This window comes from Thalassospira sp. MIT121401, from assembly GCF_047125595.1.
Taxonomy (GTDB): Bacteria; Pseudomonadota; Alphaproteobacteria; order Rhodospirillales; family Thalassospiraceae; genus Thalassospira; species Thalassospira povalilytica.
Genome location: NZ_CP138926.1, coordinates 2,425,001 through 2,440,064 on the forward strand (window position 1 = coordinate 2,425,001; position 15,064 = coordinate 2,440,064).

13 protein-coding genes (1 of these 13 only partly in view) are annotated in these 15,064 nt (G+C 55.4%); 11 read left to right on the forward strand and 2 right to left on the reverse strand.

The genetic code is table 11. The features are described from left to right. Positions 1–564, forward strand: the 3' portion of a protein-coding gene (locus tag SIB88_RS11115; RefSeq protein ID WP_289078040.1) for an AraC family transcriptional regulator. It extends 579 nt beyond the left edge of the window; the window shows 564 of its 1,143 coding nt (coding positions 580–1,143); its start codon lies beyond the left edge, outside the window; its stop codon occupies positions 562–564. 3 nt (positions 565–567) lie between these two features. On the opposite strand, the gene SIB88_RS11120 is transcribed toward SIB88_RS11115, so the two are convergent. Continuing rightward, a complete protein-coding gene (locus tag SIB88_RS11120) occupies positions 568–1,305 on the reverse strand; it encodes a GntR family transcriptional regulator (protein ID WP_412558082.1) in 738 nt (245 codons plus the stop codon). 333 nt (positions 1,306–1,638) lie between these two features. On the opposite strand from SIB88_RS11120, the gene SIB88_RS11125 reads away from it, so the two are divergent. The 6 genes from SIB88_RS11125 (at position 1,639) to SIB88_RS11150 (ending at position 9,130) form a co-directional block, all read left to right on the forward strand. Then, entirely contained in the window at positions 1,639–2,757 is a 1,119-nt protein-coding gene (locus tag SIB88_RS11125; RefSeq protein ID WP_412558083.1) for a TRAP transporter substrate-binding protein, read from the forward strand. A gap of 1 nt (position 2,758) precedes the next feature. Further along, entirely contained in the window at positions 2,759–3,328 is a 570-nt protein-coding gene (locus SIB88_RS11130; RefSeq protein WP_206927750.1) for a TRAP transporter small permease subunit, read from the forward strand. Positions 3,329–3,334: 6 nt separating this feature from the next. Beyond that, entirely contained in the window at positions 3,335–4,660 is a 1,326-nt protein-coding gene (locus SIB88_RS11135) for a TRAP transporter large permease (protein ID WP_412558084.1), read from the forward strand. A gap of 128 nt (positions 4,661–4,788) precedes the next feature. After that, positions 4,789–6,372: a gamma-glutamyltransferase family protein gene (locus SIB88_RS11140; RefSeq protein WP_412558085.1), complete on the forward strand. Its 1,584-nt coding sequence runs from the start codon at positions 4,789–4,791 to the stop codon at positions 6,370–6,372. Positions 6,373–6,506: 134 nt separating this feature from the next. Continuing rightward, positions 6,507–7,079 (forward strand): LemA family protein, encoded by a 573-nt coding sequence (locus SIB88_RS11145; RefSeq protein ID WP_288350914.1) that lies wholly within the window; start codon positions 6,507–6,509, stop codon positions 7,077–7,079. After that, positions 7,079–9,130 (forward strand): DUF2207 domain-containing protein, encoded by a 2,052-nt coding sequence (locus tag SIB88_RS11150; protein WP_412558086.1) that lies wholly within the window; start codon positions 7,079–7,081, stop codon positions 9,128–9,130. The genes SIB88_RS11145 and SIB88_RS11150 overlap by 1 nt, the downstream gene beginning before the upstream one ends. Positions 9,131–9,186: 56 nt before the next feature. On the opposite strand, the gene SIB88_RS11155 is transcribed toward SIB88_RS11150, so the two are convergent. After that, positions 9,187–10,236, reverse strand: coding sequence for an aldose epimerase family protein (locus SIB88_RS11155; RefSeq protein WP_412558087.1), 1,050 nt, complete (start codon positions 10,234–10,236; stop codon positions 9,187–9,189). Between the two features lie 166 nt (positions 10,237–10,402). On the opposite strand from SIB88_RS11155, the gene SIB88_RS11160 reads away from it, so the two are divergent. From SIB88_RS11160 to yjfF, 4 genes are all read left to right on the forward strand, one after another. Next, positions 10,403–11,350, forward strand: coding sequence for an ABC transporter substrate-binding protein (locus SIB88_RS11160; RefSeq protein WP_068517323.1), 948 nt, complete (start codon positions 10,403–10,405; stop codon positions 11,348–11,350). Positions 11,351–11,491: 141 nt separating this feature from the next. Next, a complete protein-coding gene (locus SIB88_RS11165) occupies positions 11,492–13,015 on the forward strand; it encodes a sugar ABC transporter ATP-binding protein (protein ID WP_412558088.1) in 1,524 nt (507 codons plus the stop codon). Positions 13,016–13,056: 41 nt separating this feature from the next. Continuing rightward, positions 13,057–14,073, forward strand: coding sequence for an ABC transporter permease (locus SIB88_RS11170; RefSeq protein WP_289078048.1), 1,017 nt, complete (start codon positions 13,057–13,059; stop codon positions 14,071–14,073). After that, a complete protein-coding gene (gene yjfF / locus SIB88_RS11175; protein ID WP_101246397.1) occupies positions 14,063–15,040 on the forward strand; it encodes a galactofuranose ABC transporter, permease protein YjfF in 978 nt (325 codons plus the stop codon). The genes SIB88_RS11170 and yjfF overlap by 11 nt, the downstream gene beginning before the upstream one ends. The last annotated feature ends 24 nt before the right edge of the window (positions 15,041–15,064 follow it).

The following is a 15,064-nucleotide window of genomic DNA, read 5'->3' on the forward strand; positions in this document are numbered from 1 at the left end:
CAGCCACCCTATGAGCTACCCCATGAGGCGCCCCACGGGCCACCCGACGAGCTGCCACATGATGCGGCCCATGGCGCGGTTCTGGCGGCAATTACCGATCTTGCCAAAAGCCGCCGACCCGGTTGGCAGGCAGCACTTGCACGCCTGATGGAGGTCGTGGTTCTGGAAATTCTCGGATCGCAGCTGGGCAAGGATGATTTGCCGCCCGGTGTTTTGGCGGGGCTTGCAGATCCGCGGATCAGTCGTGCCCTAACCGTCATGCACCGCAATCCCGAACAGGACTGGAATGCCGAAAGCCTTGCCCGTCATGCCGGGATGTCGCGGACCCGGTTTGTTGTGCGGTTCGGAGCATGTGTCGGGGTGCCGCCGATGCAATATCTTCAGGATTGGCGCATGATCCGCGCACGCACCATGTTGCGCGACACCAATCTGTCGATGGACGAGGTCGCCCTGCGCTGCGGATATCAATCGATGCCGGCCTTTTCGCGGCGCTTCAAGGCCCGTTTCGGGGAAGGGCCCGGCGGATATCGGCGGGGCTTGCGCAAGCAATCCGGGGCAGGCTGATGGTTATTTGGCGATCATGACCTTGTCGGATGGTTTTTCCGCTGCCTTGTCGGTGCGCAGGCTGGCCAGATAATCCTGGCTGATGTCATGAACCGACATGATGTGCCCATAGAGCAATTCTTCGGCCGCCTTGACGTCGCCACGCAGGATCGCATCGACAATGCCCTGATGTTCCTCGTGCGAGGAGGCAAGCCGGGCCAGACTTTGGAACTGCACGCGGCGAAATGGCGCGACCCGGCGGCGCACCGACAATGTCACATCGACCAGAACATCATTATGGGTGCCGCGATACAGCGCATTGTGGAAGGCCCGGTTCAGGGTTTCATAATTGTCGCTGTCGCCATGGCGGACGGTCTGTGCCAGGTCGTGATGGATTTTTTCAAGATTGTGGCGTTCGCCGCTGGTCATGCGTTTGGCAGCAAGGCGCCCGCACATGCCTTCGAGTTCGGCCATGCTTTCAAACATTGCAGTCAACCGTTCCGGGGTGGCAAGCGACACATAGACCCCACGATTGGGGATCTTTTCGGCCAGTTCGGTTGCGGTCAGAAGTTGCAGGGCCTCGCGGACAGGGGTGCGTGACACGCCGAAACGCTTTGCCAGAAGCGGTTCTTCAAGGCGCTGCCCGGGCGGCAATTTGCCCTTCACGATGTCATCTTCAAGGGCCTGACACAATTGCTGGGCAATGCCGACGGAATCCGGCTGGTCGGAGGCGGTGCTGAGCGTTTGGCGAAGCTCGATCATATGGCGTTTTAACCCTTCTTACGAGGTTTATGCGGTTTCCCTTTAAGGGATGTATACATCAATTTTGCCATCAAATCCAAGAATACCAAGAGTTGCGTATTATTGCTTTTACGCGCCCCGGTTTGCTGCATATTTTATGTGCAATAAATATATGCAGTGCAAGATAATGATTAAATAATAAACATAACTTATTGTTCGGTGGAAGGCAAAATCCAAATAAGTCATTGAAAAATATGAAATGGCACGACGGTTGCAAGATGTATACACAATGCGGAATGCATTCCGTTGAGAGTACGTTTCAAAGAAATAGCTATCTCTATCAGGGAGACATCAATGACGAATGTGAAACGGCGCGACTTTTTGACAAAGTCCGCAGTCGGTGCGGCAGCTGCGGGGGCAGCTGTTGTGGCGGCACCAAATATCGTGCGTGCCCAGGAAACCTTTAACTGGAAAATGACCAATGCCTATGGTCCGGGATCGCCTTTTTATGTGACCGGTCCGGGCAGTCCCGAGGATTTCTGCAAACGCGTGACCGAGATGTCAAACGGGCGTCTGAATATCCAGCATTTTGCCGCAGGCGAGCTGATCCCGGCCCTTGAAGGATTTGACGCGGTTCAGGCCGGCACGGTCGCAATGAATGCGGCTAACGCCTATTTCTGGGCTGGCAAGATCTTTGCTGCCCAGTATTTCACCACGGTTCCGTTCGGCCTGAACTTCCAGGGGATGAATGCCTGGCTTTATCATGCCGGTGGTCTGGATCTGTGGCATGAAGTTTACAAACCATATGGTCTTGTCGCCTTCCCGATGGGCAATACCGGTGTTCAGATGACAGGCTGGTTCCGCGAGCCGATCGAAAGCCTTGATGATTTCAAGGGCCTGAAAATGCGTATTCCGGGGCTGGCAGGCAAAGTGTACCAGCAGATCGGTGTTGAAGTGAAACTGCTTCCGGGTGGGGAAATCTTCCCGGCCCTTGAACGTGGTGTGATTGATGCCGCCGAGTTTGTCGGCCCTTATCAGGACCGTCGTCTGGGTCTGCAGAAGGCAGCGAAATACTATTACACCACCGGCTGGCACGAACCGTCCAACGTCACCGAACTTCTGATCAATCAGAAGGCCTGGGAAAGCCTTCCGGCCGACCTTCAGGCGATTGTCAAGAACGCAGCCCAAGCCTGCAACCTTGACAGCCATTCCTGGTGCGAAGCCAATAACGCAGCCGCCCTGCGTGATCTGGTCGAAAACTTTGGCGTGACCGCCCAGACCCTTCCTGATGAAGTGGTCACCAAGCTTAAGGGCATCACCAAGGAAACCCTCGAAGCCGAAGCCGCCAAGGACCCGATCACCAAAAAGGTCCATGAAAGCTTCATGGCGTTCCGCGACAACCATCACGAATGGGCGGCCGTCAGTGAAAAACCCTATCACGGGATCATTTCATCCAAAGACGGGATGAGCTGACATGACGACGACCCGCACCGAACCGCTTTTTGACCGTGTTCTTGGCCTGATTGTCGATATTGCCGGATGGGGGGCTGCGATCAGTGGTCTGGCCCTTGTTCTGGTGGTCGGCGGCAATGTGTTGCTGCGCTATCTTTTGAATTCGGGAAGTGTGGCAATGCAGGAGCTTGAATGGCATCTGGTCTCGCCGATTGCATTGATGGGCATGGCGTATGGCATGCGTCATGGTGGTCATGTGCGGGTCGATTTTCTCTATGAACGTCTGGGCCCGCGGGCCCGGGCGGTCATTGACCTGTTTTCGGCTGTTCTGATGGCAATTCTTGGCGCGGCATTGATCTGGTTTTCGATCCCCTATGTCGAGCAATCCATCATGATGGGCGAAGGATCCCCCGATCCGGGTGGTTTGCCATATCGCTTCCTGCTTAAGGCATTCATTCCCGTCGGCTTCGGGCTTTTGCTGGTGCAGGCCGTGTCACAGGCAATGATCAATTATCGACAGATACGCGCCGAAAGCGGCGTTCCCACCTATGAGACATCCGCCGCGATACCACAAAGCGGCGCAGGAGACTAATCAGACATGACCGGAAATGAATGGCTGGCCATCGGCATGGTCGGGGGCTTCTTTGGCTTCCTCGTGCTTGGTGTGCCGGTGGCGATCTCGCTTGCGATTTCGGGATTTGCCTTTGGAATTATGGGTTTTGGAACCGGCCTGTTCAATCTGTTGCCTGCGCGCGTTTACGGGGTTGTGACCAACTATACGCTTCTGGCCTTGCCGCTTTTTATCTTTATGGGGGTGATGCTTGAAAAGTCGAAGCTGGCCGAAGAACTGATTGATGTGATCGGTCATGCCATGGGGCGGCTCAAGGGCGGCATGGGGCTTGCGATTGTTATTGTCGGGGTTCTGATGGGCGCATCATCTGGCGTGGTCGGGGCGACGGTTGTGACGGTGGGTTTGCTGTCGCTCCAGCCGCTGATCAATCGCGGCTATGACAAGGGCGTTGCCAGCGGGGTGATCTGTGCATCGGGCACCCTTGGGCAGATCATTCCGCCCAGTCTGGTCCTAATTCTTTTGGCTGATATTCTGGGCGAATCTGTCGGGACCCTGTTTGCCGCGGCCATGGTGCCGGGGCTGATCCTGGCGGGGATGCTTGGGCTTTATCTTGTCCTTTTGGGGATCTTCAAGCCTGAAATGGTGCCAGCCATTCCACAGGATGAGCGCGATGCGCTCAGTTCGCGCGACCTGCTGATCAAGATCATCAAGGTGGTTCTGCCGCCGCTGGCGCTGGTTTTTGCTGTGCTTGGATCGATCGTTGGCGGGATTGCCGCCCCTACCGAGGCAGCATCGATGGGGGCGCTCGGCGCGTTGCTTCTTGCGCTTTTTACCCGGCGTCTAAGCCTTGGCGTCATGCGCGATGTTTTGCATGACACGCTGATTACCAGTGCGATGGTGTTCTTCATCCTGATCTGTGCGCAGCCATTCGGTCTGGCCTTCCGCGGGCTTGGTGGCGAGGGGCTTGTTCATGCGATGTTTGAATGGGTGCCGGGCGGCGATATGGGCAACCTTCTGTTCATGATGGGCGTGATCTTTGTTCTCGGGTTCTTTCTTGAATGGATCGAGATTTCCTATATCGCGCTTCCGATGTTCTTGCCGGTATTCCACAATAGCGGCATCGACATGGCCTGGCTTGCCATTCTGGTGGCGATGAATTTGCAGACCAGCTTCCTGACACCGCCTTTTGGCTGGGCGTTGTTCTTCCTTAAGGGGGTGGCACCGCCGTCGGTTTCGACAGTCGATATCTATCGCGGTGTGATACCGTTTATCGGTATCCAGGCACTGGCCCTGATCTTGCTGTTCATTTTCCCGGAACTGACAAGCTGGTTGCCTGATCTGATCGGCTGGTAGGATTTCTTTCTACGATGTGAAAAGCCGGGCGCCGTTCTGGAAAAACGGCGCTAAGAAGAAATCACCGGACAATGTGCGAAAAGCACGCAGCACGACCGAAAGCATTACGGCAGGGAGGCCGGATTACGATGTTACGTTCAAGAACCGCACTTGGTGGCATGGTTACGGCCCCCCATCATCTGGCAGCCCAGGCCGGGCGCGATATCCTGCGCGATGGCGGCAATGCGGTCGAGGCAATGATTGCCGCGGCCGCCACCATTGCGGTTGTCTATCCGCATATGAATGCGATCGGGGGCGACGGGTTCTGGCTGATTGCCGAACCGGGCAAGGACCCGGTTGCCATTCGGGCTTGCGGCGGGGCTGCGGGGGCTGCGACCCCCGATTTCTATCGTCAGCAAGGCCATGCCGCGATCCCGTCGCGCGGGCCGCTGGCGGCGTTGACGGTTGCCGGGGCGATTGGTGGCTGGATCAAGGCTGCTGATATTGCAACAGGGATCGGCGGGAAAGTTCCGCTTGAACGGTTGCTTGCCGATGCGGTGCATCACGCCCGGGCCGGGGTGCCGGTCACGAAATCGCAGGTCGAACTGACCACAACCAAAATGGCGGAACTCAAAGACGTTCCGGGCTTTGTCGATACCTATGCCGCCAATGGCATTCCCGCGATTGGCGATGTGTTGAAGCAACCAGCCCTTGGCGCGACGCTTGAGCATCTTGGCAAGGTCGGGCTGGATGATTTTTATCGCGGCGACATTGCGCGCAGCAATGCCAATGGTCTTGCCGCCGTCGGCAGCCCGATCGCGCTTGCCGATCTGGAAAGCTATCACGCCAAGGTCATGACGCCGCTTTCGGTCCGGCTGTCGGCCGGCACGGTCTTTAACATGGTGCCACCGACCCAGGGGGTGGCATCGCTTATGATCCTTGGTCTTTTTGACCGGCTGGGGGTGAAGGCGGGTGACGGATTTGATCATGTCCATGGACTGATTGAAACGACCAAGCGCGCCTTTATCGCCCGCAACAATCATGTTGGCGATCCCGATCGCATGACCATTGATCCGATGGCGTTGCTTTCGGATGAAAACCTTGCGCAGGAGGCTGCAAAAGTCAGCATGCAAACCGCGCAACCCTGGCCGCATGTCGCCAAGCCCGGCGATACCATCTGGATGGGGGCGGTTGATGCCAACGGTGTTGCGGTCAGCTATATCCAAAGCATTTTCTGGGAATTCGGATCGGGCATCGTGGTGCCGGAAACCGGCGTTTTGTGGCAGAACCGCGGGGCCAGCTTTACGCTTCATGACGGTCCCAATCAGCTCGGACCGGGGCGCTTGCCGTTCCATACGCTCAACCCGGCGATGGCAAGGCTCAATGACGGATCGGTTCTGACTTATGGCACCATGGGCGGCGAGGGACAGCCGCAAACCCAGTCGGCGGTCTTTACCCGCAATGTCCTGTTTGGTCAGGATTTGCAGGAAGCAATCACCGCGCCGCGCTGGTTGCTTGGCAAGACCTGGGGCGATGAAACCACCACGCTTAAACTTGAAAACCGCTTTGACCCGGCCCTGATTGATCAGCTTAAATCAGCAGGCCACGCGGTCGAGATCGTTGGCCCCTATGAAGACATGATGGGCCATGCCGGCGGCATCCGGTTGCGTTCGAACGGGGTTATGGAAGGTGCAACGGACCCGCGCGCGGATGGAGCCGTGGCCGCCATCTGATTTGGATATTTTGAGTTGTGATCCTGACGGTCTTTTATCGCTGATTAAGTTGATTTTGTGGTTTGATCCGGTAAATTTTGAAAAGCATCACCGCTTTATGGTGATGCCAAACAAAAATATCGGATGGGAAATCCATGAGCAGTGTTGAATTGATTCTGGGCGGCCTTGTCGTTCTGGTTGTCATTGCCTTTGTCTACGGGGTCGGTATTTACAACCGTCTGGTTTTGAAGCGCCAATCAGCAAAGGAAGGTTGGAGCGGGATTGATGTGCAGCTCAAGCGGCGCAGCAACCTGATCCCTAATCTGGTCGAGACGGTAAAGGGCTATGCCGATCACGAAAAAAAGCTTTTTGCAGAGGTTACCGAGCTTCGCGCAAAAACGGCAGCGGCAGAAGAAAATCCTGCACGGCGCCAGGAGCTTGAAGGGCAGCTTTCAAACGCTTTGATGCGTATCTTTGCTGTCTCGGAAGATTATCCCGAACTGCAAGCAGATAAGACATTTCGTGAATTGCAAGTATCGCTTGGCGAGCTGGAAAATCAAATTCAGATGGCACGCAGATACTACAATGGAACGGTTCGGGACCTGAATGTTGCGGTGAAATCTTTTCCCAGCAACATCGTTGCTGGCATGTTCGGCTTTGCCGAGGAAGAGTATTACGAGGTTGAGCACGCGATTGACCGTCAGGTGACAGAAGTGAAGTTCTCCTGATGGGACAGATATGGCGGGTTCCTGTTGCTCGTTACCTTCAGGTTTCTGGAAAACTGGTCGCGATATGCGCTTTTCTGTTTGCTGTCGCGCTGTGCGGGGGGATTGATGCCGCCGCGCGCCCTAACCTGACAGAGCGGATTACCGACTTTTCATCTGACATCCGTGTTGGAACGACAGGTGATATCACTGTGCGTGAACGCATTTCTGTGTTTGCCTATGGCAGGGACATACAACGAGGTATCTTTCGCGATATCCCCTATGTTCGGACAAGTATTCTCGGCTTTTACGAGCAAGGCAATATTACGGTGAACTCGGTTCTTCGCGATGGAAAACCAGAGCCGTTCGTGGTTCGCGATTTCGGTTCTTATGTTCGGATAAGAATTGGCAACCCCGACCGTCATTTGGTTTTGGGGGATCATGTCTATGAAATTACCTATTCGATGTCCGATCAGATTACCTTTGGTTCTGGCATTGATGAACTCTACTGGAACGTCACCGGAAACGGTTGGCAGTTCTGGATCGACCATGCGCGGGTAATTGTACATTTGCCCGATGGCGCACGCTCTGAGAGCCTTGCGGTTTATACAGGCAAGACCGGCGAACAGGGTACAAATTTCGATATCATTTCAGACAGCGGAAATACGATCGAGGCCAAGACATTTGGGCGCTTGAACCCTTATGAGGGGCTGACAATTGCTGTTTCCTGGCCCAGCGGTTTCGTGAAGCCGCCTGATAGGCTTGAGCGCGCACAAGACTTTGTTCTAGATAATAAAGGTATCCTGAGTGGCTTTGCCCTGACGGTGCTATTGGTTGGTTATTTGTGGTGGAGTTGGAACCGGTTTGGTCGGGATCCGGCGATTAAAACGGTAATCCCGCTTTTTAAGCCGCCAGAAGGGCTGTCTGCCGCTGAGATCGGGTTTCTTTGGCGCAGGGGAAATAGCGATGATGGGTTTGTAACCCGCGCCTTTGCGGTAATCCTGACAAGCCTTGCGGTGAAAAAGAAGCTGACGATCGAGGTAACACACCAGGACACCTATATCCTGAAACGCTTGCCTGTTGATAACGGCGGGCTATCGGATGATGAGGTTGCTGTACTTGAAAGACTGTTGCCCCAAGACGGCAACAACTACGCAGCTATTGGGGATGGGTATAACGAGAACCTCTATGATGCGCGTGTCAGCATCGGTGTGGCTTTTGATCGACAGCACCGCGAGAAATATATCAAACACAATCGCGGTGCTTGGAAAATTGGATGTATCATTGCTGTTCTGGCAGTTTTGGCAACGACCCTGCTTGACCCGTTGGTCGGGGCGCACGGGGCGGAAAGTCTTGTCGCAAGTGCGACCATCAGCGTTGTGTTCGTGATTGGGGCAAATTTGATCTTTAATCTGCTTCAGGCGCAGTGGAAAAAGCTACGTCGGCGTGGTGCTATCGGACTGGGGCAATATTTCGGGTTTGTGCTTACATGTATCGGGTTTGCCGCGCCCGTATTTGTCATCGGCTATTTGGCGATTGGATTTGTCTCGCCGATCCCGATCATTATTGCTTTCATCGCCATTGCCATTTGCTGCCTGTTTTATGGTTGGCTTGAAGTTCCCACTAAAGAGTTCAATGAGTTATATGCGCAGATTCTTGGGTATCGGCGTTATCTTTCTGTTGCAGAAGAAACGCGCCTTAATTTCAAAAGTCTGAACGCACAAGACCTGATCGAGCTTTTTGAGTTTCATCTGCCATACGCAATGGCGCTTGAAGTCGAAGACATTTGGTCATCTCGGTTCGAAAACGCTCTGGCCAAGGTGGCGCCTCAAGGAGGCGATAGCATCAAGACCTATAAGCCGGTGTGGTATAACGACCCCAAACATGGCTGGCACGGCCTCGGAACATTCGGTCATCGGAGTGGCAATTACCTGAGTGCCAGTGCTGTCAGCTATGGTGCGCCGGTCGCTTCCACGGCCGGTATTGCGTCGGCTAATATGCCAGGCGGCGGACTTTCGGGGGGAGGTGGCTTTTCTGGCGGCGGCGGAGGAGGTGGCGGCGGCGGCGGTTGGTAGCCGCAAGCTTGTACCTCTTTAGTCAAAAAAGCCCCGTAAATGCGGGGCTTTTTCGTTCATGAAAACTCCCACTCAATCACATGCTGGTAAGTTTCGCCGGGTTTCAGCCAGGGGCTTGGGAAGTCCGGGCGGTTGGGGCTGTTGGGCCAGGTTTGTGGTTCCAGTGCGATGCCGGCGGATGTGTGTAGGGGCACGCCGGTTGCCGATTTCATGGCGTCGATGAAATGTTGGGAAAGATAGAATTGCAAGCCGGCCTCGGTTGAGGACAGTTCGATCGAACGGCCGCTGTCGGGATCGGAAAGGGTGGCGATATGGCGCAAGGCGCCGCGATCCCCGGTCAGGCAGAAATTATGGTCAAAGCCCTGTGTCGCGCGCGGTAGCATGTCTGATATCCGGGCCGGGCTTCGGAAGTCATAGCCAGTACCGGTCACGTCGCGTTTATCGGCAAGCGGGATCAGTTTTTCATCGACCGGAAGCCAATGATTGGCCGTGATTTTCAGGACATGATCGGCCGCCGATTGATCAAATTTACCCGTCAGGTTCCAATAGGCATGGCTGGTCATATTGACCGGGCAGGGCGCATCGCAGGTTGCCGAAATATCAAGACGCACGCGGTTTTCCCCAACAATCGAATATGTTGCCGTCGCATTCAGCGTGCCCGGGTACCCCTGATCCCCGTCAGGTGAGGTCAGCTTGAACGTCACGATTGTTTCCGACTGATCGGCAATATCCCAGACCCGCCGGTCAAACCCGTCCTTGCCGCCGTGAAGGTGGGTTTCACCCTCGTTGGCGGAAAGCGTTATGTCATGACCGTCTGGATCGGTATAGCGGGCCTTTTCGATCCGGTTGGCGTAGCGGCCGCAAATAGCCCCGATATAGCTGTCTTGTGCCAGATAGGCCGCGTCATCTGCAAGGCCTATGGCGATGTTTGTGCCGCTGGAATCTGAATCCTCATACAAATCAAGGGCGCAAATGCGCGCGCCAAGCGCAGAAACCGTAAGGCGAATCTGCGACGTGCGCAGCTCCACACGCGGGGCATTTTCACCCGAATTACGGGTTTCCGAGGATGGTTCTACCATGTCTGATGGTTGGTGGCTTTTGGGCATTTTGTTCTCCCGTAATCTTTGATTTTTCTCGGTTTATCCGATGCTTTTGATCGTTATAGGCGATAGGTGGCGGATCGCAATCACTATATGGTTGAGCGTTAACAAATCATATTGTAATACTATATGGCTTTTAAGCAATAAAACCACACTTAGGGAGGAAATCGTGGTGAAATTCAAAAAGCTTGCAGTGTCAACTGCGGCACTTGGCGTTGCGCTTGGTCTTTCATTTGCGGCACAGGCTGAAATGATGATCGGCTTTTCGCAGATCGGGTCTGAAAGCGGCTGGCGGACGTCTGAAACCGCATCGATCAAGGCCGAGGCTGAAAAACGCGGTATTGATCTCAAATTCTCCGATGCGCAGCAAAAACAGGAAAACCAGATCAAGGCTGTCCGTTCTTTCATCGCACAGGGCGTTGACGGCATTCTTCTGGCCCCGGTTGTTGAAACCGGCTGGGATCAGGTCCTGAAAGAAGCGAAAGATGCCGGTATTCCGGTGGTGCTGGTGGATCGTGGCGTTGACGCCAGCGAAGACCTGTATCTGACCAAGGTGGCATCGGACTTCGTGGTTGAAGGCGCGCTTGCCGCTGCATGGCTTGCGGCGGAAACCAACGCGGTTTGCGATGTTGTCGAATTGCAGGGCACGGTTGGATCATCCGCGGCCAATGACCGCAAAGCCGGGTTTGAATCGGTCGTTTCGAACTTCCCGGGCATCAATATCATCCGGTCGCAGTCGGGCGACTTCACCCGTTCGGGTGGTAAGGAAGTCATGGAAAGCTTCCTGAAGGCCGAAAATGGCGGCAAGGATATCTGTGCGGTTTACGCGCATAATGATGACATGGCACTTGGTGCTGTGCAGGCCATCAAGGAAGCCGGTCTGAAACCGGGGACCGATATCCTGATCGTTTCGATTGATGCGGTGCCTGATATCTTCAAGGCGATGGCCGACGGCGACACCAACGCCACGATCGAGCTGAACCCGCATCTGGGCGGGCCGTCCTTTGACGCGATCAAGGCCGCCAAGGCCGGTCAGGAAGTTCCGAAATGGATCAAGGCAAATGGTCCGCTTTTCCTGCCTGATACCGCAGCAGAAGAATACAAAATGCGCAGCAAATAACATGTCAGTCGGCACCGTGATCCCTGGGTGACGGTGCCGGTTGCGTGGCTGGGTAGCGGGTGTGACGTGCTTCGGCTTTAGCCGGGGTGCGTCGCGCCGTATCAGGAACAAAAATCAAAAAGCAGGGAGAGGGTGAGGAACATGTCAAACGCCGCACTTTCTAACGGGGGACGCGACACCGTACTTTCGGTGCGTGGTGCGGGAAAATTCTTTCCCGGGGTCAAGGCGTTGCAGGATGTCGATTTTGACCTGAAACGTGGGGAAATTCATGCCCTTTTGGGAGAAAACGGGGCGGGAAAATCCACCCTGATCAAGGTGATTACCGGGGTGCATCCACGTGATGCCGGGGCGGTGATGCTCGATGGCATCGAAATCCACCCGCAGCATCCGGGCGATGCACAGGGGTTGGGGATTTCCACGGTCTATCAGGAAGTCAATCTGGTGCCGACCCTGTCGGTGGCCGAGAACCTGATGCTTGAACGCCAGACGCGGAAATTCGGCCTTATTTCATGGAAAAAGACCGAGGCCGATGCCAAGGCCGCCCTTGAAACACTGGGTCTTGATATTGATGTCAATCGGCCGCTGGGGTCCTATTCGGTGGCGATCCAGCAGTTGGTGGCGATTGCGCGCGCGGTTGCGCTGGATGCCCGGGTTTTGATCCTGGATGAACCGACCGCATCGCTTGACGGTGATGAAATCCAGACACTCTTTCGCATCATGCGTGACTTGCGCGACAAGGGGCTGGGCATTGTTTTTGTTACCCATTTCCTAGAACAGGTTTATGCCGTAACCGACCGGATCACGGTTTTGCGCAACGGGCGCCTTGTCGGCACCTTTGTGACCAGGGACCTGCCGCAGATTGATCTGATCAACCATATGCTGGGCCGTGAACTGGCCGAGGTCAGTGCGCACCGCCATCAGGACGAGGGCAGCTATGCCGGGCCCAAACGGACCATTCAGGTCAAGAACCTTGGTAAGAAACGGGTGCTGGAGCCGGTGTCGCTTGATCTGAATGCGGGCGAAATCGTTGGTCTGACCGGGCTTTTGGGTTCCGGGCGGACGGAGCTTTCCGAACTGATATTTGGCAGCCAAAAGGCCGATAGCGGCCTTGTGTTTCTGGATGGGGAGCCGGTGATGCTGCGGTCGCCGCGCCATGCCATCCGGTCGGGATTTGGGCTTTGTCCCGAAGACCGCAAACAGGATGGCATTGTTGCGGAACTGAGTGTGCGCGAAAACATCGTTCTGGCCCTTCAGGGGCGGCGCGGATGGCTTCGCCCGATCCCGCGGACCGAGCAACAGCAATTTGCCGATGACATGATCAGGGCCCTTGGCATCGCAACACCGGACAGTGAAAAGCCGGTCGGGCAGCTGAGTGGTGGCAATCAGCAAAAGGTCATTCTGGCGCGCTGGCTGGTGTCCAAGCCGATCCTGCTGATCCTTGATGAACCGACACGCGGCATTGATGTCGGTGCCCATGCCGACATCATCAAACTGATCAAGGAACTGTGTGACGAAGGATTGGCGTTGCTTGTGGCATCAAGCGAGCTTGAAGAAATCGTTGCCTTTGCCGACCGGGTTGCGGTGATGCGTGATCGCGAAAAGGTTTCCGAACTGGTGGGGGCGGAAATCACCCAGACCCGGATCATCGAGGCGATTGCACGATGACCAGTTTGCAGGACAAAAAGAAATTACGGGAAAGCAGCACCATGTCTGCATCTTCTTTGATAAGTAGGCCGTGGTTTGGCCCGGTCGCGGCACTGGTTCTGATCGTGCTGGGCATCGGGATCATTTCGCCGGACTTTTTCAATATTCGCATTGTTGACGGGCATCTTTACGGATCGCTGGTCGATGTTGTCCATCGCGGGGCATCGACGGCCCTTGTTGCCGTGGGCATGGCGATTGTGATCGGAACCCGCGGCATTGATTTGTCGGTTGGTTCGATCATTGCCATTTCGGGTGCCGTCATGGCGGTCCTGATCCGCGATACCGATCTTCATCCGGCGGTGATCATTCTGGCCGCCCTTGGGGCCGGGATTTTATGCGGCCTTTGGAATGGCATATTGGTCGCATTCCTTGATATTCAGCCGATCATTGCGACCCTGATCCTGATGGTGGCCGGGCGCGGGATCGCGCAAATGATCACCGATGGGCAGATCGTGACATTCCATGGTGCGTTCTTTGAGGCGATCGGCAGCGGCTATTTGCTGGGCATTCCATGGCGGGTGATCATTGCCGCGGCGGTGATTGCGGCAATCTTTTTCGTGATGCGCAAAACGGCCCTTGGCCTGTTTGTGGAATCTGTGGGCGGTAATGCGCGCGCCAGCCGGGTGGCCGGGATTGATGCACGCGGCATCAAGTTGATGGCTTACGGGGCATCCGGGCTGTGTTCGGCCTTTGCCGGGATCATTATTGCGGCCGATATTCGCGGGGCGGATGCCAATAATGCCGGGCTGTGGCTTGAACTTGATGCAATTTTGGCGGTCGTGATCGGTGGCGCGTCGCTGATGGGCGGGCGGTTCTTTATTGGCATGACAGTGATTGGCGTTCTGATCATTCAGGCGCTGAGTACCGGTATTCTTCTTTCGGGGTTGCCGTCGCAATATACCCTGATCGTCAAGGCGGCCGTGGTGATGATTGTTCTTCTGGTGCAGGCACCGAAATCTCGCCAACTGGTCGGGCAGGCGATGGATCGCATCAAACGGGGAAAAGCCGATGAAAATTAATGAACGTTTTTACCCGATCCTTGCAACGCTTGCGGTTCTGGCCTTGCTGTATGGCTACGGAATTTTTGAACATCGCGCCTTTTCCGATACTTACGTTCTGGGCGCGCTTCTGACCGATAATGCGTTCCTGATCATTACGGCCGTGGGCATGACATTTGTCATCCTTTCGGGCGGTATTGATCTTTCGGTCGGATCGATGATTGCCTTTATCGGAGTATTAATGGCCGAACTTGTCACCGGGTTTGGCATGCATCCGTTAATGGCGGCATTGATTTCCCTGATTGTCGGCGCGGCATTCGGGGCTTTCATGGGGGTGATCATCGCCAAGTTCGATATTCAGCCCTTTATCATCACGCTTGCCGGCATGTTCTTTTTGCGCGGTGTGTGCTTCCTGATCAATCTGGATTCCGTTCCGATTGATCATCCGTTTGTCGCAGCCTTTAGCGGGTTTAAAGTGCCGCTGCCCGGACGCGGCTGGCTGACGGCATCGGCGTTGCTCATGCTGGCGACCGTGATTGGCGGGGTGGTGATTGCCCATTACACGCGTTTCGGGCGCAATGTCTATGCGATTGGCGGGGATCGTCATTCGGCCGAACTTCTGGGCATCCCGGTGCATGGCACCATAATTCGCGTCTATACCCTGTCGGGCTTTTTCAGTGCGCTTTCGGGTGTGGTCTTTGCCTTCTATACCGCGTCTGCCTATCCGCTGGCAGCAGTCGGGGTGGAGCTTGATGCGATTGCCGCGGTGGTGATTGGTGGAACGCTTCTGACCGGGGGCATGGGCTTTGTCATGGGCACGTTCTTTGGCGGGATCATCATGGGGGTAATCCAGACCCTGATTGCCTTTGACGGATCACTCAATAGCTGGTGGACCAAGATCATGATCGGGGCATTGCTGTTTGGCTTTATCGTCCTGCAACGCCTGATCACAAGGTCGTTTTCGGGCATGCGGGCCGGGGCGACCTGATTGATGATGCAATCACGCATAATG

Bases quoted from the DNA above. Each gene is read 5' to 3' on its own strand.
- SIB88_RS11120 (WP_412558082.1), bottom strand. From the start codon at position 1,305: ATGATCGAGCTTCGCCAAACGCTCAGCACCGCCTCCGACCAGCCGGAT.
- SIB88_RS11125 (WP_412558083.1), top strand. From the start codon at position 1,639: ATGACGAATGTGAAACGGCGCGACTTTTTGACAAAGTCCGCAGTCGGT.
- SIB88_RS11130 (WP_206927750.1), top strand. From the start codon at position 2,759: ATGACGACGACCCGCACCGAACCGCTTTTTGACCGTGTTCTTGGCCTG.
- SIB88_RS11135 (WP_412558084.1), top strand. From the start codon at position 3,335: ATGACCGGAAATGAATGGCTGGCCATCGGCATGGTCGGGGGCTTCTTT.
- SIB88_RS11140 (WP_412558085.1), top strand. From the start codon at position 4,789: ATGTTACGTTCAAGAACCGCACTTGGTGGCATGGTTACGGCCCCCCAT.
- SIB88_RS11145 (WP_288350914.1), top strand. From the start codon at position 6,507: ATGAGCAGTGTTGAATTGATTCTGGGCGGCCTTGTCGTTCTGGTTGTC.
- SIB88_RS11150 (WP_412558086.1), top strand. From the start codon at position 7,079: ATGGGACAGATATGGCGGGTTCCTGTTGCTCGTTACCTTCAGGTTTCT.
- SIB88_RS11155 (WP_412558087.1), bottom strand. From the start codon at position 10,236: ATGCCCAAAAGCCACCAACCATCAGACATGGTAGAACCATCCTCGGAA.
- SIB88_RS11165 (WP_412558088.1), top strand. From the start codon at position 11,492: ATGTCAAACGCCGCACTTTCTAACGGGGGACGCGACACCGTACTTTCG.
- SIB88_RS11170 (WP_289078048.1), top strand. From the start codon at position 13,057: ATGTCTGCATCTTCTTTGATAAGTAGGCCGTGGTTTGGCCCGGTCGCG.
- yjfF (WP_101246397.1), top strand. From the start codon at position 14,063: ATGAAAATTAATGAACGTTTTTACCCGATCCTTGCAACGCTTGCGGTT.